We start from the raw sequence: 22,600 nt of genomic DNA, 5'->3' as shown, positions 1-22,600 counted from the left end.
GCGATGTATGGGTAGGTTTGTTGTGTCAGTGCGCCGCGCCACGCGTGGCGCACACCGGGCACTGGGCGGAGCGGCCGATGCGGATCTCCGTCCATTCCATGCTGCGCGCGTCCAGCATTTGCAGCCTTCCGGCCAGAGAGCTGCCCACCCCGGCAAGCAACTTCAGGGCCTCGGCCGCCTGCATGCTGCCGATGATGCCCACCAGCGGCGCGAACACGCCCATGGTGGCGCAGCGCACCTCCTCCACGCCCGATTCCGGCGGGAACACGCAGGCATAGCAGGGGGCCTCGGCATGGCGCGTGTCGTACACGGCGATCTGGCCGTCGAAGCCGATGGCCGCGCCCGACACCAGCGGCTTGCCGTGGCGCACGCAGGCAGCGTTGACGGCGTGGCGGGTGCGGAAGTTGTCGCTGCAGTCGAGCACCACGTCGGCGCCGCGCACGAGCTCGTCCAGCCGCGCCGCATCGACCTTTTCCTGCAGCGTGACGACGCGCGTCTCCGGGTTCATGGCGTGGATGCTGGCCGCGGCGGACAGCACCTTGGGCTGGCCCACGTGCGCCATGTCGTGCGCGATCTGGCGCTGCAGGTTGGTCACGTCCACCGTGTCGTGGTCCACCAGCGTGATCGTGCCCAGCCCCGCGGTGCCCAGGTACAGCGCCACCGGCGAGCCCAGGCCGCCGGCGCCGATCACCAGCGCGCGGCTGTCCAGCAGCTTCTGCTGGCCTTCCACGCCGAGTTCGTTGAGCAGGATGTGGCGCGAGTAGCGCAGGAGCTGGTCGTCGTTCATCGCGTCAGCATAGCCGCCGCCACAGAACACAAAGCCCGCGCGGGGCGGGCTTTGCGAGGGCAGCGGCCGAGGGGGCCAAGCGTGCCGGCTCAGTTGGTTTCGCTCTCGGGCTTGCGCTCACTCATGGTCTTGCTGACCACCACCGGCTTGTTCTTCAGCCGGTTGAGCGCCTGCACGAGCTGGAAGTCCTCGCCGCTGCCGAACTCGGGCAGCGGCTTGGGCGGCTCGGCGCGCTTGGCCAGCTGCTCTTCGAGCTTCTGGCGCGCTTCTTCGCGGGCCTTCTCGCGCGCCTCGTCGCGCTTTTCCTCGCCCTGCACCAGATGCTTGTCCAAGTCGGCCTCGCGCATGCGCAGCGCGGCGAAGACGTTGCCCTCGGCGGTCTCGTCCAGCCACACGTCCGGCACGATGCCCTTGGCCTGGATCGAGCGCCCGCTGGGGGTGTAGTAGCGCGCGGTGGTGAGCTTGAGCGCCGTGTCCTGCGTCAGCGGACGCACCGTCTGCACCGAGCCCTTGCCGAAGGTCTGCGCGCCCATGATGACGGCGCGCTTGTGGTCCTGCAGCGCGCCGGCAACGATCTCGCTGGCCGAGGCCGAGCCTTCATTGACCAGAACCACCATCGGCACCTTCTTGACGGCGTCGGGCAGCCGCTTGAGCGGATCGGCACCGCCGCGGCGCTGGTAGAACTCCGGCGTGGCCTTGAAGGTGGCCTTGGAGTCGGGCAGCTGGCCGTTGGTGGAGACGACCACGACGTCGGAGGGCAGGAAGGCCGCGGAGACCGCCACGGCGCCTTCGAGCAGGCCGCCCGGGTCGTTGCGCAGGTCCAGCACCAGGCCCTTGAGGTTGGGCTCCTGCTTGTAGATCTCCTCGATCTTGCGCACGAAGTCTTCCACCGTGCGGTCCTGGAACTGGCTCACGCGCAGCCACGCATAGCCGGGCTCCACCACCTTGGAGCGCACGCTCTGCACGCGGATCTCCTCGCGCGTGATCGTCACCGGGAAGGTGCGGCTCTCGGCCTTGCGGAACACCGTGAGCTGCACCTTGGTGCTGGGCTCGCCGCGCATGCGCTTGACGGCCTGGTCCATGGTCAGGCCCTTGACGGCGGTGTCGTCGATCTTGGTGATCAGGTCACCCGCCTTGAGCCCGGCGCGGAAGGCCGGCGAGCCCTCGATGGGCGACACCACCTTGACCAGCCCGTCCTCCATGCCGATCTCGATGCCCACGCCCACGAAGCGGCCGCTGGTGCCTTCGCGGAATTCCTTGAAACTCTTCTTGTCGAAATACTGGCTGTGCGGATCGAGCCCCGAGACCATGCCCGAGATGGCATCGGTCAGCAGCTTCTTCTCGTCCACCGCCTCGACGTAGTCGCTCTTGACGATGCCGAAGACGGCGGCGAGCTGCTGCAGCTCCTCCAGCGGCAGCGGCGCGGTCGCGTTGCGTGCTACCGCCTGCAGCTGCATCGTGGTGAGCGCGCCCGCCACGGCGCCAATGGCTACGAGGCCGGCGACTTTCAATTTGGCACCCATGTGAACAGCTTTCCCGCGAGATGAAGTAGCCAGGGCAGTATACGTTTCGCCCCCCAGGGATTAGGGCGCGCAGGGCCATAAGTTGCGCGCCGCAGGCGACTTTCAAGGCAATTTCACGCCGGATGCCTGCAGAAGCCGCGCCCGGGTCCGCCGCAGCGGCGCGGGCCCGGCCCGCCCCGGCTCAGCGCACCCGGCGCAGCGGGACGACGGCGTGCGCGGCGCCCGCCCAAGCCGGCTCGCCGAAGGTGCAGACGCGGTGCTTGCCGCCGCGCTTGGCGGCGTAGGAGGCGGCGTCGGCCGCCTGCAGCAGCGTCGGCGCATCGGCGCCGTGGCGCGGGAACAGGGCCAGGCCGATGGACGCCCCCAGCCGCGCCTCGGCGCCGCCGGACAGCGCCAGCGGCACCCCGACGGCGTGCAGCAGGCGCTGCGCCACCAGGTGCGCGCCGGCCTCGTCCATCGGTGCCTGCAGCGCGAGCACGAACTCGTCGCCGCCGGTGCGGGTGACCAGCCCGTGCTCGCCCACCGTCTCCTGCAGCCGCGCCACGATGGTGCGCAGCGCCGCGTCGCCCGCGCCATGGCCGTGGCGGTCGTTGACGGCCTTGAAGCCGTCCAGGTCCAGCGCCAGCAGGGCCAGCGGCTGCTGCCGCTGCCGTGCCTGGTCCAGCCGGTGCGCCAGGTGCAGGTCCAGCCCGCGTCGGTTGTAGGCGCCGGTGAGCGGATCGCGCAGCAGCGCCTCCTCCAGCGCGGCCTCCGCGCGCAGCCCGGCCCGCACCAGCGCCTGGGTGCGCCGCTGCAGCAGCAGCACGCCGGCGAAGCCCAGCAGCAGCGTGGCGCCCAGCACCAGCTGCAGCTGCAGGCCGCGCGTGCGCCAGGCCTCCTCGTGGCGGCGCAGCGTGGCGAGCTCGGCCTCCTCGGCCTGCAGCAGCAGACGGCGCATCTGGCCGATCGCGGGCAAGGGCAGCGGCGCCGTGGACGGGCCGCCTTCCAGCGCCTGGCGCAGCAGCGGCAGCAGGATCTGGCTCCATTCGGTGACGCGCTCGAACAGCGCCTGCTGTGCCGGATCGTCGGCCTGCGCCTGCAGTCCCGCGGTGCTGAGGCAGGGCGGGGCGCAGCGCAGGTACTGGCGCAGCAGCACGTCGTTGTTGGTGGTCTGGTAGACGCGCAGCGCGTCCTCGGTGTCGAGCAGCCGCTCGCGCAATTCGTGGATGTCGGCCACCAGCGCCTGCGAGCGCCGCTGCGCCGCGAGTTCCCGCATCGACTCCCAGCCCTGCGCCACGCTCAGCAGCGCCAGCAGCAGGAACAGCCCGCCCAGGCACAGCAGCTTGAGCCGCTGCAGGCGCTGGAAGGGCTGGAACGCGCTGGGCCGCGCCGTCGGGGCGGCACTGTCGCGGGGCAAGTCGATTGAGGGTGACATCGCCTCCCTCATCGGTCCGCTCAGGCCGGCGTGAAGTAAGCGTTGGTTGCCGAGGGTTGCATCAGGTTTGCAACCGGGCCCGTTGCGGGCCGTGGGCTGGAGAAGAGGGCTGGTCCCGCCGACAGGAATCGAACCTGTATTTGCCGCTTAGGAGGCGGCCGTTCTATCCATTGAACTACGGCGAGCGGACAGCGGCGCGCATTCTCGCACGGCTTCCAGCGGGGTCCGGGCGCAGCAGGATCAGGCCCCGGCTCAGTTCCAGCGCCAGCTCCACAGCACGTCCACCGAGTTCTGCTCGCCGGACTGGCCGCGCAGCGTGAGGCGGCGCCCCAGCCGGTAGATCAGCTGCCAGGTGCCCAGCGCGCTGCCGATGCCGCGCTCGTAACCCAGGTACCAGCGCTGCGACAGCTGGCGCCCCAGCGTCACCACCGTCTGCTGCACCTCGCCGCTGCTGCGCTGGCTCAGCGCCACTTCGTCCAGACCCAGGCTGCGAAATAACTTGCTCCCCGGCATCGCGCCGCCGCCCTGGCCGGCCAGCAGCGCCAGCGCGGCCCGCTGCAGCAGCGCGGTGTCGGCTCGGCCCAGCGTGTCCGGCGCCCGCCCCGTCACCAGCCACGACAGCTTCTCCATCTCCGCCAGCTCGGGCTCGCTGTACAGCCGCACCCGCGGGTTCTGCGCCGTGCCCAAGATCTGCACGCCCACCCGCACCTCGTCGAGCCGCGGCCGGATCGCCAGAATGTCCAGCCGCGGGTTCAGCAGCGCGCCGGTGAAGACAATCTCGCCGCGTTCGATCTCCAGGTCCTGCCCGTACGCGACGTAGCGCCCCTGCAGCGTGCGCACCGTGCCGCGCACCTCCGGCTGCCCGCCCGGGGTGGTCAGCGCCAGCTCGCCGCCCAGCCGCGTGTCGACGCCCTGGCCGCGCAGCCGCAGGCGCTGCCCCAGGTCCAGGCGCAGGTCCACGCGCGCGTTGCGCAGCAGCGCCGAGGGCTCGTCCGGGCCCGGCGCCTGCGCACTCGCACCCGGGCGGTTCAGCACCGTCACGTCCGCGTCCAGCGCCGGGGCCTCGGTGCGGCTGATGTCGATGAAGCCTTCGTCCACCGCCAGACGGCCGTCCAGCTCCAGCCGCTGCGCCTGCAGCGCCAGCGCCGCCTGGCCGCTGACGCTGAGCTGCCGGTCGAAGCGGCCCAGCACGCGGAAGCGGTCCAGCTTCAGCTGCAGCGCCGCGCCGGGCGTCGCGCCGAAGCGCGCCCCGCCGGTGGCCTCCAGCACGCCCTCGCCGGCACGCAAGGTGAAGCGCTCGATGCGCGCGTCCTCGCCGCGCAGCGCCATGGCGACCTCGCCGTCGCGCAGGTCCACGCCCTGCAGCAGGTTGCGCAGCGCCAGCCGCGAGGCCTCCAGCCGGCCCGTGACCTCCGGCGCCCCGAAGCGCCCGCCCAGCCCGGCCGAGGCATGCAGCCGCCCGCCCAGGCGCCAGCCCGGCGGCACCCAGGGCGCCCACACGCCCAGGTCGTCCACGCGCAGCTCCAGCACGCCCTGCATCGGGTCCTGCGGGTCGGGCCAGGGAACGCCCGGACGGCTCTGGATCACCTGCGCCCCGGCCAGCACGCCGAAGTGGCGCGCCGCCATCGCCTGCGTGAAGGTCCAGCGCCCGGCCTGCACCTGCAGCGCCAGGCGCAGCTCGCTCAGGCCGAAGGGCTGCACGCCGCCGACTTCGTCGCTGCGCTGCAGGTCGCCGCGCCGCCGCTCCACGACGATCTCGCTGCCCTGCGCGTCGGCGCTGTCGAAGCGCAGCTGGCCGCCCACCTCCAGGTCGCCGCCCCAGCCGAAGTCCGGCTGCAGCCGCTGCAGCCAGGGCGCCACGCGCAGCGCCTGCAGCTCGGCCTGCGCGCGCAGCCGCGGCGGCGCATCGGGCGTGGCGGGCGCGCTCCAGTCCAGCTGCGACCAGCGCAGCACCAGGCCCAGCATCTCCACGCCGCCGGGCGAGAGCGACACGCTGCGCAGCGCCGGGTCGAAGGCGAGCTGCGCCTGCACCGGCGTGGTGTTCAGCCAGGGCGTGCCCCGGCCGCCGCGCGCGCGGGCCTGCAGCGTCTGCAGCTGCAGGCTCCAGCGCCCGGCCATGTCGCCCTGCCAGGCGCCGCTGCCGCGCAGCGTGAGCTCGGTGCCGCTGGAGGGGCCGATAAGGGCGTCGGCCCAGGCCGGCGGGCGCAGCGGGCTGGAGGCGTCCAGCTCGACCTGGTGCGCCGACCAGCGCCCCTGGAGCTGCGCGCGCAGCCGCTCCAGCCGCGCGGCGCCGTCCTGCTGCAGCCCGGCGGCGTCCAGCGCCAGGGACAGCGGCGCGTCGCCCGTGCCGGGCGCCTGCAGGGCCCAGCGCGCCTGGCCCTGCGCCAGCCGCCAGGTGCCGACGTCCAGTCCCGCCGTCTCCAGCCGGCCTTCGCTGCGCCAGTCCCGGAGACCGCGCGCCTGCAGCGTCGCCTGGGCGCTGAGCCGGCCCTCGCGCGGCCACAGCGCGGGCAGGGCGGGATGCAGCTTCGCCAGCGGCGCCAACGCCTGCAGCGCCGGCGCGTCCATGTCGAGGCGCCATTGCGGCGCCGCGCTGCCGGTGGCACGGCCGTCCAGGTCGATGCGGTTGCCGCCCAGCTGCAGCCGCGCCTGCGCCTGCAGCCCGGCGCCGGCGTCGCGCCAGGACACTCGTCCTTGCAGCGGCACCGCCGCCAGCCGGCCCTGCAGCGCCAGCGCGGCCTGGCCGCGCAGCGCCTGCGGCAACGGCTGGCCGGCTGGGGCGGAGAGCTGCGCGTCCCAGTCGCCGTCGAGCACGGTGGCGGCCGGGGCGGCCGGCCACCAGGCCGTCGGGTCGAAGCTCTTCAGCTGACCCTGGCTGCGCGCCTGCCAGGCGCCGGAGGGCTCGACCACCACCTGGCCCCGCGCCTGAGCCTGCGCGGCACCGGCGCGGGCGGCGAAGTCCTGCACGTCCAGCGTCCAGTGCGCAGCGTCGGCCGGGCCTTCGCGCCGTGCCTGCAGCGCGGCCTGGAGCTGCACCGGCAGGCGCTCGTCCTGCTGGCCGCGCAGGTCGGTGTCCAGTCGCAGCGCCAGCGGAGCCGGGGCGGCGGCAGGGCTGCCGGTGCCGGGCAAGTTGAAACCCTGGAGCTGCAGCGCCAGCGGCCCGTCCAGCCGCAGTGCGGGCAGCCGCGCATCCAGCCGCGCCGGCTGCAGCTGGCGCACGCGCGCGTCCAGCGCGAGGGTGCTGCCCTCCCAGCGCCCGCTGCCGCTGAGGCTGCCGGCGCGGCCCCGGGCATCGCCCAGCTCCAGGGCCAGGGCCTGCAGCTCCAGCAGGTCGGGCCGCTGCGGCCGGGCAGCCAGGGTGAGCTGGGCGCTGCGCACGGGCAGGCGCGCCTCCGTCCACCGGCCGGGGCGGGCGTTGTCCAGTGCCAGGTCCAGCTGCAGCGGCGTGCCGGCGGTGCCACCCTGCAGGTCGGCGTGGCCGGTCAGGCTCGTCGCCGGCAGCGACGGCGCCAGGGCGGAGAGGTCCAGGCCCTGGGTGCGCAGCTGCAGCGCCTGCAGCGGCCAGTCCGCGAAGGGCGTCAGCCGCGCCTGGGCGTCCAGGCTGGCGGGCGTGGCGGTCCGGGTGCCGGGGGACGGCGCCGCGCCGCTCGCGCCGGGCGGGCTGCGCAGCCTGGCCGACAGCTCCACCTGCGCCAGCGTCCCTTCCAGCGTGAGCTGCGCCTGCCAGGCCGGCTGCGTCTCGGCCAGCGTCGCGGCCTGGGCTTGCGCCTGCAGCGCCAGCGGCGCCACCGCGCCGAGCTGGCCGCTGGCCTGCAGCTGGAGCTGCTGCCACTGCAGCGTCAGCGAATGCAGCCGGTGCACCTGCCCCGACTGGGCGCCGAGCTCGGCCGTGAGCTGCAGGTCGCGCACGGGCGCGAGCGCGTCCACGACCAGCGTGCCGACGTGCAGCGCCTCGATGCGCACCCGTAGCGGTAGCCGCAGCGACTGCGGCGCGGCGCGGGCAGGGGCCGCGTCCGTCCCGGAGCTCCACGCCACGCGCGCCGCCTGCGGCGCCTGCAGCTGCAGGCCGAGCCAGCCGCCGCGGGGCCACGGCTGCCAGCGCAGCTCGGCCAGGGTGAAGGCGTCGATCTCCAGCCGCGCGCCGCTGTCGCCCTGCCAGCGCAGCGTGTCGAAAGCCAGCGCGCCGCCCTGCAGCCCGCCGCGCAGCCCGGAAACCTGCACGCCCGCGCGCGGCAGCCACCACGCCAGCCCGGCCGGCGACAGCGCCCACCACAGCGCCGCGCCGCCGCCGGCCAGCAGCAGCGCCAGCGCGAGCAGCAGGGCCGGCCACCGGCGCCGTCGTGGACGCGGCGGCGGCACCGCCGGCGGGGGCGGGTCGGCGCTCAAAACGTCACCCCCACGCTCAGATGCAGCCGCGCCTTGCGCACCGCCGTGCCGTAGGCCACGTCCAGCTGCACCGGGCCGACGGGGCTGCGGTAGCGCAGGCCCACGCCCGGGCCCCACACGGGGTTCAGATCGCTCCAGCGTTGCGCCGCCTGGCCCACGTCCACGAACAGCGCGCCCCACAGCGCGGGCAGCTCGGACGACAGCGGGCGCGCCACCTCGGCGCTGGCGGTGAAGAGCACGTTGCCGCTGGTGACGGTGCCGTTGACCGTCGGCGCCAGCGAGCGGTAGGCGTAGCCGCGCACCGACTGCTCGCCCCCGGCGCGGAACTGCTGCGACTCCGGCACCTGCACGTTGCCGCGCACGAACACCTGGCCCAGCTCCACCCGGGTCTGGCCGAACCAGCGGTTGCCTAGCGGGCGGTACAGCGTGAATCGCCCGTACAGCCGCGCGAAGGGGCCGCTCGCGGCGTCGGTGCTGCGCGCCTGGCCTGCACCGGTCTGCAGCGACAGCGTCCAGCCGCGCGTGGGCAGCAGCCGGTCGTTGAGCCGGCGCAGCACGATGTGGTGGTTCAGCGACAGCGCCTCGGCGTGCTCTCGCGGCAGCGCGGGGTCGTCCGGCTGCTGGTTGGAGCTTTCGAGCTGGACGAAGGTGAAGCGGTCCGCCTGCGGGGTGCTCTGGTCGCGCCCAAGGCGCAGGCGCAGCGAGGTCACCACGTCCGTCCCCGACTTCAGTCGCTCGGCCTGTGCGCTCACCAGGTTGCGGTGCATGCCCTCCAGGTGGTGCGAGGCCAGCTCGCCCTCCCAGGCCTGGCGCAGCTGCGCGACCTCGATCTTGTTGCGCGCCGTCGCGGCCCAGCCGAAGGCGCGCCGGTGCCAGTGCTCGACGCTGGCGCGCGCCCCGGTGTTGGCGTCCACGCCCAGCGCGAAGCTGGCCTGCTGCAGCGGCAGCTCGTGCAGCTGCACCACCACCGGCGCCGCCGCCGGGTCGGCGTCGGTGTCCAGGGTGACGGTGGCGCGGTCGTAGAGGCCGGAGAGCAGCAGCCGCTCCTGGTAGTCCAGCAGCAGCGTCTCGCTGGCCGGCGTGCCGGGAGCGAAGCCGGCCAGGTGGCGCACCGCGCGCTCGTCCTGGCGCTCCAGCCCCTCGATGCGCAGCGCGCCGGTGCGGAACAGCGCGCCGCTGTCGGCCTCCAGCGACAGCCGCGCCTCGTTGGTCGCCGCGTCCACCTGCGCGGCGCTGTCCGCCAGCGCGGCCTGCGCGTAGCCCTCGGCGCGCATCTGCGCCAGCAGGGCGCTCTTGCCCTCGGCCCAGTCGGCGTTGCGGAAGGGCTCGCCCTCGTCCAGCGGCCAGCGCCGGCGCAGCCGCCGCTCCAGCCGGCGCGCGTTGGCGTCGCCCGAGGCCTGCGCGTGTTCCAGGGCGCCGGTGAAGCGAAGGTCCAGCTGCGCCACGCGCGTGCGCGGGCCCGGATCGACCTGCAGCACCACCTCCACCGGCGTGCCCGGCTCGCGCCGCAAGCGCACCTGCGCATTGAAATAGCCCTCGGTCTCCAGCAGCGCGCGCACCTGCGCGGGCGCGGCGGCCACCAGCCGCGCGAGCTCGGTGTCGTCGATGTCGGCCTGCGGCGCCACGCTGCGCAGCCGCGCCAGGTCCAGGTGCTCCAGCAGCAGGGTGCGCAGCGTCGCGTCGGCCACCTCGACGCGCAGCGCGTAGGGCAGGGGCCGCGGCGCCGCGGCGGCTGCGGGCGTGTCGGCATCGGCCTGCTCGGGGCGCAGCAGCGCGCAGCCGCCCAGCAGCGCCGGCGCCAGCAGCAGCCCCAGCGCCCAGGCCCGCGCCGGCATCGCGTGCCGGACTATGGGGTGGTGGAGGGCCCTTCGCCGGGCCGTCATTTGCTCAGCAGCCGCATCGCCCCTTCCAGGCCGGCCAGCGTGAGCGGGAACATGCGCGGCCCGAGGATCTGCTGCACCAGCGCGATGCTCTGGCGGTACTGCCACAGCCCTTGCGGCTCCGGGTTGATCCAGGCGCAGTGCGGGTAGTGGTGCGCCAGGCGCTGCAGCCACTCGGCGCCGGGCTCCTCGTTGTGGTACTCCACGCTGCCGCCGGGCTGCAGGATTTCATAGGGGCTCATGGTCGCGTCGCCCACGAACACCAGCCGGTAGTCCTTGTTGTAGGTGCGCATGAGGTCCCAGGTGGACGTGCGCTCGGCATGGCGGCGGCGGTTGTGCTTCCACACGAAGTCGTAGACGCAGTTGTGGAAGTAATAGAACTCCAGGTGCTTGAACTCGCTGCGCACCGCGCTGAAGAGCTGCTCCACCGCCTTGACGTGCTCGTCCATGGAGCCGCCCACGTCCATCAGCAGCAGCAGCTTCACCTTGTTGTGGCGCTCGGGGACGAAGCGGATGTCCAGCAGCCCGGCGTTGGCCGCGGTGGCGTGGATGGTGGTGTCCAGGTCCAGCTCCTCCGCGGCGCCCTCGCGCGCGAAGCGGCGCAGCCGCCGCAGCGCGAGCTGGATGGCGCGGGTGCCGAGCTCTGCCGAATCGTCGTAGTCCTTGAAGGCGCGGCGCTCCCAGACCTTCACCGCGCTCTTCTCCTTGCCGGGGCCGCCGATGCGCACGCCGCGCGGGTTCACGCCGCCGTGGCCGAAGGGAGAGGTGCCGTTGGTGCCGATCCACTTGGAACCGCCCTCGTGGCGCTCCTTCTGCTCCTCCAGGCGCTTCTGGAGCGTCTCCATCAGCTCGTCCCAGTCCATGGCCTCCAGCGCGGCGCGCTGCTCGTCCGTGAACTCGCGCTCCAGCGTGCGGCGCAGCCAGTCCTCGGGCAGCTCCAGCGCCACGTCGATCTGCTCCACGCCCTTGAAGTAGGCGCCGAAGGCGCGGTCGAAGCGGTCGTAGAGGGTCTCGTCCTTGACCAGGGCGAGGCGGGCGAATTGGTAGAACTCGTCCACCGAGGGGCCGATCACGCCCGCCTTGAGCCCTTCGAGCAGCGTGAGGAATTCCTTGAGGGACACCGGCAGCCGCGCCTTGCGCAGGCTGTAGAAGAAGTCGATGAGCATGGGCGGTCTCGCAGGGCTGCAGCCGGGGGAAGCATCCGCCCCCGGTTCGTGGATTGTGCGCGGCCTGCGCGCGGCCTTCAGCGTGGGGTCCCGGCCGGGTCGTGGCGCTTGAACCAGCGCAGCAGCTCCACCAGCACGCGGCGCGCGTGGCGCGGGCGGCGCAGGTCGGCGGCGTCCAGGCACAGCAGCCGCGACGGCACGTCCAGCGCCTGCAGCGCGTGGTGGTGCGCCAGCGCCTGCTGCAGCGGCACGCGCGGGTCGCGTGCGGCATGCACGATCAGCGTGGGCGTGCGCATGGCCTCGGCGCTGGCCTGCGGGCTGGCGACGAGCAGCCGCTCGGGATTGGCCCAGGGCAGCGCGCCCAGCGCCCGCGTGAGCTGCGGCCAGGCGCTGCTGGCGAGCATGGCGTCCCAGTCGAACACGCCGCCCAGGCAGGCCAGCGCCGCGTGCGGCGAGCGCCGCGCGTTGAGCCACGCGGCCAGGAAGCCGCCGTAGCCGCTGCCGGCGGCGAAGAGCCGCCGCGCGTCGGCCCAGGGCTGGCGCTGCAGCCAGGCGGTGGCGGCCTCCAGGTCCTGCAGCTCCAGCTCGCCCCAGCGGTGGTTGATGCTGTCCAGGAAGGCGTAGCCGAAGCCCGCGCTGCCGTGCACGTTGGCCAGCGCCACCACGCAGTCGCCCTGCGCCGCCAGCAGCGAGGGGTTCAAGACCATGTCCCAGCGCTCGCCTGCGCCGCCGTGCGGGCCGTCGGGCAGCAGCTGCAGCACCGGGTAGCGCCGCGTGGCGTCGAAGCCCGGCGGGTAGTGCAGCCAGAGCTGGAAGTCCTCGTCCTGCGCGCCCTGCAGCGTCACGGCCTCCGCCACACCCGCTTCGAGGCCGGCCAGGCGCGCGTCGTTGAAGCGCTCCACGCGCAGCGGCGGGCGGCCGGGCGCATGCACGTGCACGCGCGCGGGATGCTCCAGCGCGTCGGCCACCGTCACCAGCGTGCCGGCGGTCTTGTCGAAGGCGCGCACCCAGCCGCCGCGCACCAGCAACTCGGCGCGGCGGTCCGCCACGTCGAAGCGCCACAGGTGCTGGCGCCCGTGCTGGCGCGCGCGCAGCAGCAGCGCCAGGCCGTCCTCCTCCCAGCGCAGCGGGGCCAGGACCTCGTGGTCCCAGGCGCCACTGAGCACCGACCAGTCGCCCGTCTGCGCCTCCCACAGCGCGAGCTGCGCGGGCTGGTTGTGCTTGAGGCCGACGTGGCGCGCCAGGAAGGCCAGGCGTCCGCCGTCCAGCGCCGCGGGCGGCGCCCAGCGCGGGGCAAAGCAGTCCCAGGCCGCGTCGCGCACCAGCCAGCGCAGTGCGCCGGAGTCGAGGTCCAGCGCCGCCAGCGCGCGCGGCCCGCCGGGCGTCTCCGGGGCGCAGGCGAAGACCACGCGCTGGCCGTCCGGGGAGAGGTCGAAGGCCTCGGCCGTGTCGTCCAGTGCGCAGGGCAGGCCGGCGAAGAGGTCGCGCACGCCGCCGTCCAGCTCCAGCAGCAGCAGGTGCGCCTCGCGCCGCTCGGCGTCGTCCTCGATGCGCAGGCCGTCGCGCTGGTGGCGCTGCAGCTGGCGCAGCCGCCGCGCCTGGGACGGGGCGTCGTCCAGGCCCGGCCAGACGTGCGAGACCGCGAGCAGCCGCCGCCCGTCGGGCAGCCAGCGCGGCGCGTGCACGCCGGTGGGCACGTGGGCCAGCGCGCGCGGCGCGGCGCCGTCCTGGGCCGGGTCGAGGACCCAGAGCTGCGGCGGGGCTTCGGGGTCGCCCGCCGCGCGCGCAGTGCAGGCGATGAGCTCGCCGCGCGGCGACCAGGCCGGGGCGCGGGCGTCCACGGCGGGCAGCGCCAGCGGCCGGGGCTCGCCGCCGCGGCGCGTGTCCAGCAGCCAGAGGCTGGATTCGATGCGCTCGCCGCACGCCGCGCGCACTTCCAGCGCGGCGCGCGCGCCGTCGGCGCACAGGGCGATGCCGCCCGGGTGTTCGAGGCGCCACAGCAGGCGCGGGTGCAGGTGGCGCGGTGTGTTCATGGCAGTGGTGGGGTCAGTGCTGCAGCTTGGCCTGCAGGTGGCGGCGCACGGTGGGCCACTCGGGGGCGGTGATGCTGTAGACCGCGGTGTCGCGGACGGTGCCGTCGGCCAGGCGCTGGTGATGGCGCAGGATGCCGTCGAGCTGTGCGCCCAGGCGCTCGATGGCGCGGCGCGAGGTGAAATTCAGCCGGTGCGTGCGGAACTCCACCGCCAGGCAGTCCAGCGCCTCGAAGGCGCGCTGCAGCAGCAGGAACTTGCACTCGGTGTTGAGCGGCGTGCGCTGCACGCGCTGGGCGATCCAGGTGCTGCCGATTTCCACGCGGCGGTTCACCGGATCGACGTTCATGTAGCTCGTCATGCCCACCGGCGTGCCCTGGGCGTCGAGGATGGCGTAGGGCGTCATCGAGCCCTTTTCATGCAGGCCGAGGCGGCGGGCGATCTCAGCCTCCATCTCCTCGGGGGCCGGGACCCGGGTGACCCACAGCTTCCACAGATCTCCCTCCTGCACTGCCAACGCCAGCGCCGGGGCGTCCGCGTGCGACAGCAGCCGCAGCGACGCGTGGCGGCCCTGCAGGGTCACGCCCTCGGGCCAGCTCATGGGCGCCATCTCCGGGGTGATTGCAAGCCGTTACAGGGGGCGCAAAGATGCCTGTGTTGCTTCAATTTCATGGCGCGGGATCATCGCACCATCGCTGTTCGACGGACCCGGAAGGGGACGGGGTTGTTGGCGCGGGAGAAGGTTGTGGGCTGCGGCAGTAACGCTCGCGAACGGCTGGAAAAGGTGCTGGTGCTGGTGGGCGCGTTGCTGGCCGGCACGGCATGGGCACAGGGTGAGGCCGAGCTGTCGGCACCCGCGCCGGCGCCAGTCCAAATCGAGGCGGCTGAAGCCGTCGACGCAGCAGCCGAGTTGGCCGGGCAGCCGGCCGGCGCCACGGACGATGCGTCCGATCCGGTGGACGAGGACTCCGGCGCGCAGGCCCCCGCCGAGGCACCTGCGCCGCCACCGCCCCGCGGCGTTGTCCTGAGCATGGATTCCGAGCCGCAGCTGCTGGCGCTGTGGCGCCCGGCGGAGCGGCCCCGCACGCCGCCGCCCGTGGCGGCGCTGCTGCCGCCCGACGAATCGCCGCTGCTGCCGCCGTCGCCCTATGCGGCGCCGAGCGTGTGGTCCACCCAGGCCTACCGGCTCCTGCCGGACAAGCCGCTGGCGGCCGTGCGCATCTACGCACCGCGGCCGCGCGTGCCGCTGCGGGAGGCTTTCGCCGACCGGCGCGACTGCCCGCTGGACCCCTTCACCACCCTCAGCACCGACGACCGGCAGCAGCTGCTGCGCAAGGACTGCGGGCGCGACCGCCTGCGCCTGGGCGTGGACGGCTCGCGCGTGCAGCTGGCGCAGCCGCAGCCGGCGGTGCTGCTGGACCAGTCGGGCGGCGCGCCGCAGGCGCCGGTGAAGCTGGAGGTGGACCAGCTGCAGAGCCAGCAGTGGTCAGCGCTGGACACGCCGCTGACCACCAGCGTGCGCCTGGGCTGGCAGGGCTCGCGCGACGGGCGGCTGGGACAGGTGCAGAGCGACCAGCGCGCGCTGGTGGCCACCGGCGGGCTGCTGCGCTTGGGGCCGGACGTGGCGCTGGACATGAGCATCGGGCGGCTGCGCAGCGGCAACCTCAAGACGGGCGAGGCGCGCACGCGCACCGCCGTCACCGGGCTGTGGCGCCCGATGGGCCAGCACATGCTCTACGCGCAGTGGTCCGAGGAAACCAACGGCGTCGTGGCGCGCGAGGTGGGCGTGCGCTGGTGGCTGCAGCCCGGGCGCGTGTCGCTGGACGTGGGCGCGCGCCGCAATGCCGAAGGCCAGCCGCTGGAGCCGCGGCTGGCGCTGTCGATGAGCGGCTTCCTGCGCTGAAGCCGTCCGGCAGCGCTGCGGGATGCCGCCTCGCGCGGCTCAGCGGTGCTGGCGCTGCATCGCGATCAGCTTCTCGAACAGCGTCAGGTCCTGCTCGTTCTTGAGCAGCGCGCCCACCATCGGCGGCACGCTCACGCGCTGGTCGTCGCTGTGCAGGGCTTCCTGCGGGATGTCCTCGGCCAGCAGCAGCTTGAGCCAGTCCAGCAGCTCGCTGGTGGAGGGCTTCTTCTTCAGCCCGGGCAGGTTGCGCAGGCGGTAGAAGTGGTCCAGCGCCGCGGCCAGCAGCTCGTGCTTCAGGCCGGGAAAGTGCACGTCCACGATGGCGCGCATGGTCGCCGGCTCGGGGAAGCTGATGTAGTGGAAGAAGCAGCGGCGCAGGAAGGCGTCGGGCAGCTCCTTTTCGTTGTTGGAGGTGATGAACACCAGCGGGCGGTGGCGCGCGCGGATGGTCTCGCGCGTCTCGTACACGTGGAACTCCATCCGGTCGATCTCGCGCAGCAAGTCGTTCGGGAACTCGATGTCGGCCTTGTCGATCTCGTCGATGAGCAGCGCCACGGGCTGCTCCGCCGTGAAGGCCTGCCACAGCACGCCCTTGACGATGTAGTGGTGGATGTCCTTCACGCGCTCGTCGCCGAGCTGGCTGTCGCGCAGGCGGCTCACGGCGTCGTACTCGTACAGGCCCTGCTGCGCCTTGGTGGTGCTCTTGATGTGCCACTGCAGCAGCGGCAGCCCCAGCGAGCGGGCCACCTCCTCGGCCAGCATCGTCTTGCCCGTGCCGGGTTCGCCCTTGATCAGCAGCGGGCGCTGCAGCGTGATGGCGGCGTTGACGGCCAAGCGCAATTCGGGCGTGGCGACGTACTGATCGGAGCCTTGGAATTTCATCGGGTTCGGCGGGTTTGCAGGGGTGGCGTCCGAGTATAGGAGGCCCCTAGACTGCGGCTTGACGCCGCGCAAGTTCCCCTCTGTGGCGGCCCGCAGCGGCCGCTTTCCTCATCCCTCATCAGTACCCCCAGCAGAGACGATGACCAAGAACCTTGCCCTGTCGCTGGCCCTGGCCGGCCTGTTCGCCTCCACCGTGCACGCCCAGTCAACAGCCCAGCCCAAGGACAAGGCCGGCGATGGCGATGCCCGCGTCGCCATGTGCATCGGCTGCCACAGCATTCCCGGCTACCAGGCCAGCTTCCCGCAGGTCTACAAGGTGCCGATGATCTCGGGGCAGGGCCAGAAGTACATCGAGGCCGCGCTGCAGGCCTACAAGAAGGGCGACCGCAAGCATCCCACCATGCACAGCGTGGCCGCCTCGCTCAGCGACCAGGACATCGCCTTCGTCGCGGCGCACTACGCGCAGCTCGCGCCGTCGGAGGCCGCGCCCGTGCCCGACACGCCGGCGGCGGCGCCGGCGGACGTGGCGGCGCTGCTGAACAAGGGCGCGTGCGTCTCCTGCCACGGCGCTAACTTCAGCAAGCCCATCGACCCCAGCTATCCCAAGGTCGCCGGCCAGTACCCGGACTACCTCTTCGCCTCGCTCAAGGCCTACCGCACCGAGCACAACGCCTCGGTGGGGCGCAACAACGCCATCATGGGCGGCATCGTCAAGCAGTTCAGCAACGCCGAGCTCAAGGCCATCGCCGACTACGTCGGCTCGCTGCCCGGCGAGCTCCACACGGTGCCGCAGTCGCGCTTCCGCTGACGCCGGCACGCCGGGGCTGCCGCAGGGCCGGCGCCAGCCCCGAACCGGCAAGCCCGCGGGCGCAGGGCGATACTTGCGGGTTGTCCTCAGCCGGGAGCCTTTGATGATCGAGTTCACCCTGCCCACCATGACCTGCGGCCACTGCGTCAAGACCGTCACCGAGACGGTGCAGCGCCTGGACGCCGCCGCCAAGTTGGACATCGACCTGCCCACGCACAAGGTGCGCATCGACTCCCAGCTCCCCGCCGACACCTTCGCCAAGGCGCTGGACGAAGAGGGCTACACGCCCGCCGCCGCCTGAGCCGACCGGCTTCCTCCCTTTTTCTTGCGCAGTCACCGATGAGCAACGACGACGCGCCCAGCGCCTTCGAGCTGCTGGGCGGCGAGCCGGCCGTGCGCCGGCTCGTGGACCGCTTCTACGACCTGATGGAGCTGGAGCCGGCCTATGCCGGCATCCGGCGCCTGCATCCGCCCGACATGTCGGGCTCGCGCGACAAGCTGTTCTGGTTCCTGTGCGGCTGGCTGGGCGGGCCCAACCACTACATGGACCGCTTCGGCCACCCGCGGCTGCGCGCGCGGCACCTGCCTTTCGCCATCGGCTTGGCCGAGCGCGACCAGTGGCTGGTGTGCATGCAGCAGGCGATGCAGGAGCAGGGCCTGGACCCCGCGCTGGCGCAGCGCCTGGAAGACGCCTTCTTCAACACCGCCGACTGGATGCGCAACAAGGGCGGCTGAGCGGCGGAGCGCCGTTCAGCTGCCGGAGGCGGTCGCCGGGCCCGTGCGCCCGCGCAGCAGCACGATCAGCGCCCCGTGGCCGCCCTGGCTGCCGCGGGCCTGCACGAAGGCTGCGACCTCGCTCTTCTGCACCAGCCACGCGCGCACCTTGCCCTTGAGCACCGGGGTGCGCCCGGGCGAGCCCAGGCCCTTGCCGTGCACCACGCGCACGCAGCGCAGGCCGCGCTGCATGGCCTCGCGCAGGAAGGCGGCCAGCCGCTCGCGCGCGGCGTCGCGGCGCAGGCCGTGCAGGTCCACCTCGGCCTGGATCGACCACTGGCCGCGGCGCAGCCGCTTGAGCACGTCGGGGCCGATGTCGGGGCGGCGGAAGCTCAGATCCGCGTCGGTCTCCAGCAGCGACTCCACGTCCACCTCGTCGGACAGCGCCTCCTGCAGCGCCGCCTGCTCGTCGAGTTCGCGCTGGCGCGGCCAGGGCGCGGGGAGTTCGCGCACGTGTTCGGTGCGGCCATGGGCCTTGAGCGGCTGCACCGGCCCCACGGCCTGCGCGAACAGCGTGGCCGCGCTTTGCGCAAGGCGCGCCGCCTCGATCTCGCGTTGGCGCTGCCGTTCGGCCTCCTGGCGCCGGTGCTCCAGCACGCGCTTGATGGCATCGAGCTCGTGCAGGCTGCGCAGCTTCACGTTCATCGGTACTTCCTTGCGCTGCGCGCGGTGTCTTCCATAACGTTCCCACGGGGCGGCACCTCCAGCAAACCGCCGCCCCGAGGACGCTATTACAACAAGCCGCGCTCGGCGAAGGAGACCGTCTGGCCCGCGCCGATCACAAGGTGATCCAGCACCGCCACGTCCACCAGCTGCAGCGCGGTCTTCAGGCGCTGGGTCAGGAACTCGTCGGCACGCGAGGGCTCGGCCAGGCCCGAGGGGTGGTTGTGCGCCAGGATCAGCGCCCCGGCGTTGAGCTGCAGCGCGCGCTTGACCACCTCGCGCGGGTAGACGCTGGTTTGCGTCAGCGTTCCGCGAAAAAGCTCCTCCATGCACAGCAGCCGGTGCTGGCTGTCCAGGAACAGCACGGCGAACACCTCGTGCTCCAGCCCGGCCAGGCGCAGCGAGAGGTAGTCCTTGACCTTGGCCGGCGCATCGAACACGGGCGAGCGCGCCAGCTCCACCGCCAGCGTGCGCCGCGCGATCTCCATCACCGCGCCGATCTCGGCCTGCTTGGCCGGCCCCAGGCCCTTGACCAGCGCCAGCTGCCGCGGTTGGGCCCGCAACAGGCCCGGCAGCCCGTTGAACTCCGACAGCAGCTTGTCCGCCAGCTGCAGCACGTTGAGCTCGGGCAGCCCGGTGCGCAGCAGCAGCGCGAGCAGTTCGGCATCGGCGAGGGCCCCGGGACCGCGGGCAAGCAGCTTCTCGCGCGGCAGCGCTTCGGCAGGCAGGTCTTTCAATGGCATCGTCGCGTCCAGGGCGGTTGGGGGGCGGCTCGTAAAATCCGGGCCCGACCAAAGACCAGAGTTTCATACGCCGTGACCACGATCCAGCCCGGGGCCTTCCTGACCCTGCACTACCGACTTTCGGGCCCCGACGGCGCCGACATCGTCAACACCTTCGGCGGCAAGCCCGCCACGCTCACCCTGGGCACAGGCGAGCTGGCCCCGGCGATGGAGGAACGGCTCATCGGCCTGGGCGAGGGCGCGCACGAGCGTTTCGAGCTGGCCCCGGGCGAGGCCTTCGGCGATCGCAATCCCGAGCTGCTGCAGCGCGTGAAGCTGTCGCTGCTGCGCGAGCTGGGCGATCCGGACGCGCAGTACGGCGTGGGCGACGTGGTGCAGTTCCCCACCCCCGGCGGCGAGGCCAGCTACGCCGGCGTGGTGCGCGAAGTGGGGTCGGACTGGCTGCTGTTCGACTTCAACCACCCTCTGGCCGGCCAGGGCGTGAGCTTCGAAGTCCAGGTCATCGGGGTGCTGTGATGACGCCGGTGCAGGAAGTGGTGCTGGCGCAGCCGCGAGGCTTCTGCGCCGGGGTGGACCGGGCCATCGAGATCGTGGAGCGGGCGCTGGCGCGCTTCGGCGCGCCGATCTACGTGCGCCACGAGATCGTGCACAACACCTACGTGGTGAACGACCTGCGCGCCAAGGGCGCGATCTTCATCGAGGACCTGTCCGAGGTGCCGCCGGGTGCCACGCTGGTGTTCAGCGCCCACGGCGTGAGCCAGGCGGTGCGGCGCGAGGCGGCCGAGCGCGGGTTCCAGCTCTTCGATGCCACGTGCCCGCTGGTGACCAAGGTGCACGTGGAGGTGGCCAAGCTCGCGCGCGAGGGCTTCGAATTCATCATGATCGGCCACAAGGGACACCCGGAGGTCGAGGGCACCATGGGCCAGCTCGACGGCGGCATCCACCTCGTGGAGGACGTGGAGGACGTGGGCCGGGTGGAAGTGAGGGACCCGTCCAGGCTCGCGGTGGTGACGCAGACCACGCTGAGCGTGGACGACGCGGCCGAGATCCACGCCGCGGTGCGCGCGCGCTTCCCGCAGGTGCGCGAGCCCAAGAAGCAGGACATCTGCTACGCCACGCAGAACCGCCAGGACGCCGTGAAGCTGCTGGCGCCCACGGTGGACGTGCTCATCGTGGTGGGCAGCCCCACCAGCTCCAACAGCAACCGGCTGCGCGAGCTGGCGCAGCGCCTGGGCACGCCTGCGTACATGGTGGATGCCGCGGCCGACCTGCAGCCGCAGTGGTTCAAGGACGGCGGCCGTGTGGGCCTGACGGCCGGCGCCTCGGCGCCGGACATCCTGGTGCAGCAGGTGATCCAGCGCCTGCGCGAGCTCGGTGCGCTGAGCGTGCGGCGCATGGCGGGTGTCGAGGAGCACATCCGCTTCCCGCTGCCCAAGGGCCTGGGCGATCGCTCCATGGCCGAAGCGGGCGAGGGCTGACGGGCGGTTCGCGGGTCGCGCCGGGCTTGAGCCCGGCCGCGGTGCCCGGCACGTGCCGGTGGTGTGCCTGGAAGGGGAGGGGCGGAGGGCTTCCTACAATCCCGCCTCTCAAAGGAACACCACACCATGCTCGATATCTCTTTGCTGCGCCGCGACCTCGACGCGGTGGTGGCCCGCCTGGAGGCGCGCAAGTCGCCGCAACCCTTCCTGGACGTGGAGCGCTTCCGGGCCCTGGAATCGGAGCGCAAGCGCATCCAGTCCGCCACCGAGGAGCTGCAGGCCAAGCGCAACTCGCTGAGCAAGCGCATCGGCCAGCTCAAGGCCAAGGGTGAGGACACCGCGCCGGTGATGGCCGAAGTGGCCGGCATCGGCGACGAGCTCAAGGCCGGGGCCGAGCGGCTGGACGCATTGCAGGCCGAGCTCCAGCAAATGCTGCTGAGCGTGCCCAACCTGCCGCACGAGAGCGTGCCGCTGGGCGCCGACGAGACGGCCAACGTCGAGGTGCGGCGCTGGGGCAGCCCGCGCGCGCTCGATTTCGAGCCGCGGGACCACGTGGACCTGGGCGCGCCGCTGGGGCTGGACTTCGAGACCGGCGTGAGGCTGGCGGGTTCGCGCTTCGCCTTCATGCGCGGCCCCATCGCGCGGCTGCACCGGGCGCTCGCGCAGTTCATGCTGGACGTGCAGACCACCGAGCACGGCTACACCGAGTGCTACACGCCCTACATCGTCAATCGCGAGGCGCTGCTGGGCACGGGCCAGCTGCCCAAGTTCCGCGAGGACATGTTCTGGGTGCTGCGCGGCGGCGACGAAGAGCAGGGCGAGCAGTACCTGATCTCCACCAGCGAGATTCCGCTGACCAACAGCGTGCGCGAGCAGATCCTGGATGCAGCGCAGCTGCCCATCAAGCTCACGGCGCACAGCCCCTGCTTCCGCAGCGAGGCCGGCAGCGCCGGGCGCGACACGCGCGGGATGATCCGCCAGCACCAGTTCGACAAGGTGGAGATGGTGCAGGTCGTGCGTCCGGAGGACAGCTACGCGGCGCTGGAAGAGATGGTGGGCCACGCCGAGGCGATCCTGCAGAAGCTGGAGCTGCCGTACCGCGTCGTGGCGCTGAGCAGCGGCGACATGGGCTTTGGTGCGGCCAAGACCTATGACCTGGAGGTGTGGCTGCCGGCGCAGAACACGTATCGCGAGATCAGCTCCTGCTCGAACTGCGAGGCCTTCCAGGCGCGGCGCATGCAAGCGCGCTTCCGCAATGCGCAGGGCAAGCCGGAGCTGGTGCACACGCTCAACGGTTCTGGTCTGGCGGTGGGGCGCACGCTGGTGGCGGTGCTGGAGAACTACCAGCGCGAGGACGGCAGCATCGATATCCCTGTGGCGCTGCGGCCATACCTCGGCGGGCTGGAGCAATTGCGCCCCTGACGCCACATCGGCACAAAAAAATGCGTGCCACTGGTGCGCAGTCAAAAAAGTCAGGATAGAATGCGAGGCTTCACTCGTTGACCGGAGTGAAGTTCCCGGAAAGGTGGCAGAGTGGTCGAATGCGCCGGACTCGAAATCCGGTATACAGGTTTCCTGTATCGAGGGTTCGAATCCCTCCCTTTCCGCCAGCGATGGCTGGCGTCTGACTGAGATGTCAGATTGGAAATTGCAGATTGTTGACAGCTTGCAAAAAGTTGTGCCATAATCTGCGGCTTCGCTGATCACAGCGTGGGCTTGTGAGGCGTAAGCCGCGCGAGTCTTCCGGGTAAGCGACAAGCAGTAAAAACCAAGTGTTTGACAAGGTTTTTAAAGCGTGTCAAAATCTCGTTCTTCGCTGATTAACGCAGCGACTGATTGCGAAAGCAGTCAAGCTCTTTAAAAACATACAGCCGATAAGCGTGGGCGTTCGGAGTGGTGACTGAGGTGTCTCAGGGTCGCAAGACCTGAGGTTTTTCGGAGCCTCGAACGCTCGATGCAGAAGTTGAAGTTTTCTTCAATTTCCTTTGAGCAGTAATATTCAAGATCGAACTGAAGAGTTTGATCCTGGCTCAGATTGAACGCTGGCGGCATGCCTTACACATGCAAGTCGAACGGCAGCACGGGAGCAATCCTGGTGGCGAGTGGCGAACGGGTGAGTAACGCATCGGAACGTGCCCAGTCGTGGGGGATAGCCCGGCGAAA

At 72.2% G+C, this 22,600-nt stretch carries 18 protein-coding genes, 2 tRNA genes and 1 rRNA gene; 9 read left to right on the top strand and 12 right to left on the bottom strand.

Annotation, left to right across the window (positions count from 1 at the left end; all coding sequences use genetic code 11):
• Positions 1-25 precede the first annotated feature (25 nt).
• From H537_RS0107480 to H537_RS0107440, 9 genes are all read right to left on the bottom strand, one after another.
• Positions 26-787 (bottom strand): HesA/MoeB/ThiF family protein, encoded by a 762-nt coding sequence (locus tag H537_RS0107480; protein ID WP_028997405.1) that lies wholly within the window; start codon positions 785-787, stop codon positions 26-28.
• A gap of 89 nt (positions 788-876) precedes the next feature.
• Positions 877-2,310, bottom strand: coding sequence for a S41 family peptidase (locus H537_RS0107475; RefSeq protein WP_028997404.1), 1,434 nt, complete (start codon positions 2,308-2,310; stop codon positions 877-879).
• A gap of 181 nt (positions 2,311-2,491) precedes the next feature.
• Positions 2,492-3,724: a GGDEF domain-containing protein gene (locus H537_RS48980; RefSeq protein WP_156901515.1), complete on the bottom strand. Its 1,233-nt coding sequence runs from the start codon at positions 3,722-3,724 to the stop codon at positions 2,492-2,494.
• Between the two features lie 110 nt (positions 3,725-3,834).
• A tRNA-Arg gene (locus H537_RS0107465) sits at positions 3,835-3,909 on the bottom strand.
• A 67-nt stretch (positions 3,910-3,976) separates the two neighbouring features.
• Positions 3,977-8,110 carry a translocation/assembly module TamB domain-containing protein gene (locus H537_RS41710; protein ID WP_051242104.1) on the bottom strand — a complete coding sequence of 1,378 codons (4,134 nt, stop codon included), beginning with the start codon at positions 8,108-8,110 and terminating at the stop codon, positions 3,977-3,979.
• Positions 8,107-9,945, bottom strand: coding sequence for an autotransporter assembly complex protein TamA (locus H537_RS0107455; RefSeq protein WP_028997403.1), 1,839 nt, complete (start codon positions 9,943-9,945; stop codon positions 8,107-8,109). The genes H537_RS41710 and H537_RS0107455 overlap by 4 nt, the downstream gene beginning before the upstream one ends.
• 44 nt (positions 9,946-9,989) lie before the next feature.
• Positions 9,990-11,156: a vWA domain-containing protein gene (locus H537_RS0107450; protein WP_028997402.1), complete on the bottom strand. Its 1,167-nt coding sequence runs from the start codon at positions 11,154-11,156 to the stop codon at positions 9,990-9,992.
• A 77-nt stretch (positions 11,157-11,233) separates the two neighbouring features.
• Positions 11,234-13,189, bottom strand: coding sequence for a S9 family peptidase (locus H537_RS41705; protein WP_043458378.1), 1,956 nt, complete (start codon positions 13,187-13,189; stop codon positions 11,234-11,236).
• 13 nt (positions 13,190-13,202) lie between these two features.
• Entirely contained in the window at positions 13,203-13,787 is a 585-nt protein-coding gene (locus tag H537_RS0107440) for a GNAT family N-acetyltransferase (RefSeq protein WP_028997401.1), read from the bottom strand.
• A 144-nt stretch (positions 13,788-13,931) separates the two neighbouring features.
• On the opposite strand from H537_RS0107440, the gene H537_RS0107435 reads away from it, so the two are divergent.
• On the top strand, positions 13,932-15,089 hold the full coding sequence (locus H537_RS0107435) for a hypothetical protein (protein WP_156901508.1): 1,158 nt from the start codon (positions 13,932-13,934) through the stop codon (positions 15,087-15,089).
• Between the two features lie 39 nt (positions 15,090-15,128).
• Here the strand turns inward: H537_RS0107435 and H537_RS0107430 are convergent, their stop codons facing one another.
• On the bottom strand, positions 15,129-15,971 hold the full coding sequence (locus H537_RS0107430) for an AAA family ATPase (RefSeq protein ID WP_028997399.1): 843 nt from the start codon (positions 15,969-15,971) through the stop codon (positions 15,129-15,131).
• 139 nt (positions 15,972-16,110) lie between these two features.
• On the opposite strand from H537_RS0107430, the gene H537_RS0107425 reads away from it, so the two are divergent.
• From H537_RS0107425 to H537_RS0107415, 3 genes are all read left to right on the top strand, one after another.
• Positions 16,111-16,779: a c-type cytochrome gene (locus tag H537_RS0107425; protein ID WP_028997398.1), complete on the top strand. Its 669-nt coding sequence runs from the start codon at positions 16,111-16,113 to the stop codon at positions 16,777-16,779.
• 103 nt (positions 16,780-16,882) lie between these two features.
• Entirely contained in the window at positions 16,883-17,080 is a 198-nt protein-coding gene (locus tag H537_RS0107420; RefSeq protein WP_028997397.1) for a heavy-metal-associated domain-containing protein, read from the top strand.
• 38 nt (positions 17,081-17,118) lie between these two features.
• Entirely contained in the window at positions 17,119-17,514 is a 396-nt protein-coding gene (locus tag H537_RS0107415) for a group II truncated hemoglobin (protein ID WP_028997396.1), read from the top strand.
• Between the two features lie 15 nt (positions 17,515-17,529).
• Here H537_RS0107415 and H537_RS0107410 read toward each other — a convergent pair whose 3' ends face one another.
• Entirely contained in the window at positions 17,530-18,198 is a 669-nt protein-coding gene (locus tag H537_RS0107410) for a Smr/MutS family protein (protein WP_028997395.1), read from the bottom strand.
• A gap of 86 nt (positions 18,199-18,284) precedes the next feature.
• Entirely contained in the window at positions 18,285-18,959 is a 675-nt protein-coding gene (gene radC, locus H537_RS0107405; protein WP_028997394.1) for a RadC family protein, read from the bottom strand.
• A 72-nt stretch (positions 18,960-19,031) separates the two neighbouring features.
• On the opposite strand from radC, the gene H537_RS0107400 reads away from it, so the two are divergent.
• The 5 genes from H537_RS0107400 to H537_RS0107380 all read left to right on the top strand — a co-directional run.
• Positions 19,032-19,475: an FKBP-type peptidyl-prolyl cis-trans isomerase gene (locus H537_RS0107400; RefSeq protein ID WP_028997393.1), complete on the top strand. Its 444-nt coding sequence runs from the start codon at positions 19,032-19,034 to the stop codon at positions 19,473-19,475.
• Positions 19,475-20,437 (top strand): 4-hydroxy-3-methylbut-2-enyl diphosphate reductase, encoded by a 963-nt coding sequence (gene ispH, locus H537_RS0107395; protein ID WP_028997392.1) that lies wholly within the window; start codon positions 19,475-19,477, stop codon positions 20,435-20,437. The genes H537_RS0107400 and ispH overlap by 1 nt, the downstream gene beginning before the upstream one ends.
• A 126-nt stretch (positions 20,438-20,563) precedes the next feature.
• Complete coding sequence (gene serS, locus H537_RS0107390) at positions 20,564-21,859, top strand: serine--tRNA ligase (protein WP_028997391.1); 1,296 nt, start codon at positions 20,564-20,566, stop codon at positions 21,857-21,859.
• Positions 21,860-21,956: 97 nt separating this feature from the next.
• Positions 21,957-22,047, top strand: a tRNA-Ser gene (locus H537_RS0107385).
• Between the two features lie 397 nt (positions 22,048-22,444).
• A 16S ribosomal RNA gene (locus tag H537_RS0107380) occupies positions 22,445-22,600 on the top strand; the annotation flags it as partial.

Source organism: Azohydromonas australica DSM 1124 (assembly GCF_000430725.1).
In the GTDB taxonomy this organism is placed as follows: Bacteria; Pseudomonadota; Gammaproteobacteria; order Burkholderiales; family Burkholderiaceae_C; genus Azohydromonas; species Azohydromonas australica.
The sequence above is the reverse complement of the archived record's forward strand: the minus strand, read 5'-3'. Positions and strand labels throughout refer to the sequence as shown.

Excerpts from the sequence above, each read along its gene's own strand:
- H537_RS0107480 (WP_028997405.1), bottom strand. The coding sequence starts at position 787 with ATGAACGACGACCAGCTCCTGCGCTACTCGCGCCACATCCTGCTCAAC.
- H537_RS0107475 (WP_028997404.1), bottom strand. The coding sequence starts at position 2,310 with ATGGGTGCCAAATTGAAAGTCGCCGGCCTCGTAGCCATTGGCGCCGTG.
- H537_RS48980 (WP_156901515.1), bottom strand. The coding sequence starts at position 3,724 with ATGTCACCCTCAATCGACTTGCCCCGCGACAGTGCCGCCCCGACGGCG.
- H537_RS0107455 (WP_028997403.1), bottom strand. The coding sequence starts at position 9,945 with ATGCCGGCGCGGGCCTGGGCGCTGGGGCTGCTGCTGGCGCCGGCGCTG.
- H537_RS0107450 (WP_028997402.1), bottom strand. The coding sequence starts at position 11,156 with ATGCTCATCGACTTCTTCTACAGCCTGCGCAAGGCGCGGCTGCCGGTG.
- H537_RS41705 (WP_043458378.1), bottom strand. The coding sequence starts at position 13,189 with ATGAACACACCGCGCCACCTGCACCCGCGCCTGCTGTGGCGCCTCGAA.
- H537_RS0107440 (WP_028997401.1), bottom strand. The coding sequence starts at position 13,787 with ATGAGCTGGCCCGAGGGCGTGACCCTGCAGGGCCGCCACGCGTCGCTG.
- H537_RS0107430 (WP_028997399.1), bottom strand. The coding sequence starts at position 15,971 with ATGAAATTCCAAGGCTCCGATCAGTACGTCGCCACGCCCGAATTGCGC.
- H537_RS0107425 (WP_028997398.1), top strand. The coding sequence starts at position 16,111 with ATGACCAAGAACCTTGCCCTGTCGCTGGCCCTGGCCGGCCTGTTCGCC.
- H537_RS0107420 (WP_028997397.1), top strand. The coding sequence starts at position 16,883 with ATGATCGAGTTCACCCTGCCCACCATGACCTGCGGCCACTGCGTCAAG.
- H537_RS0107415 (WP_028997396.1), top strand. The coding sequence starts at position 17,119 with ATGAGCAACGACGACGCGCCCAGCGCCTTCGAGCTGCTGGGCGGCGAG.
- H537_RS0107410 (WP_028997395.1), bottom strand. The coding sequence starts at position 18,198 with ATGAACGTGAAGCTGCGCAGCCTGCACGAGCTCGATGCCATCAAGCGC.
- radC (WP_028997394.1), bottom strand. The coding sequence starts at position 18,959 with ATGCCATTGAAAGACCTGCCTGCCGAAGCGCTGCCGCGCGAGAAGCTG.
- ispH (WP_028997392.1), top strand. The coding sequence starts at position 19,475 with ATGACGCCGGTGCAGGAAGTGGTGCTGGCGCAGCCGCGAGGCTTCTGC.
- serS (WP_028997391.1), top strand. The coding sequence starts at position 20,564 with ATGCTCGATATCTCTTTGCTGCGCCGCGACCTCGACGCGGTGGTGGCC.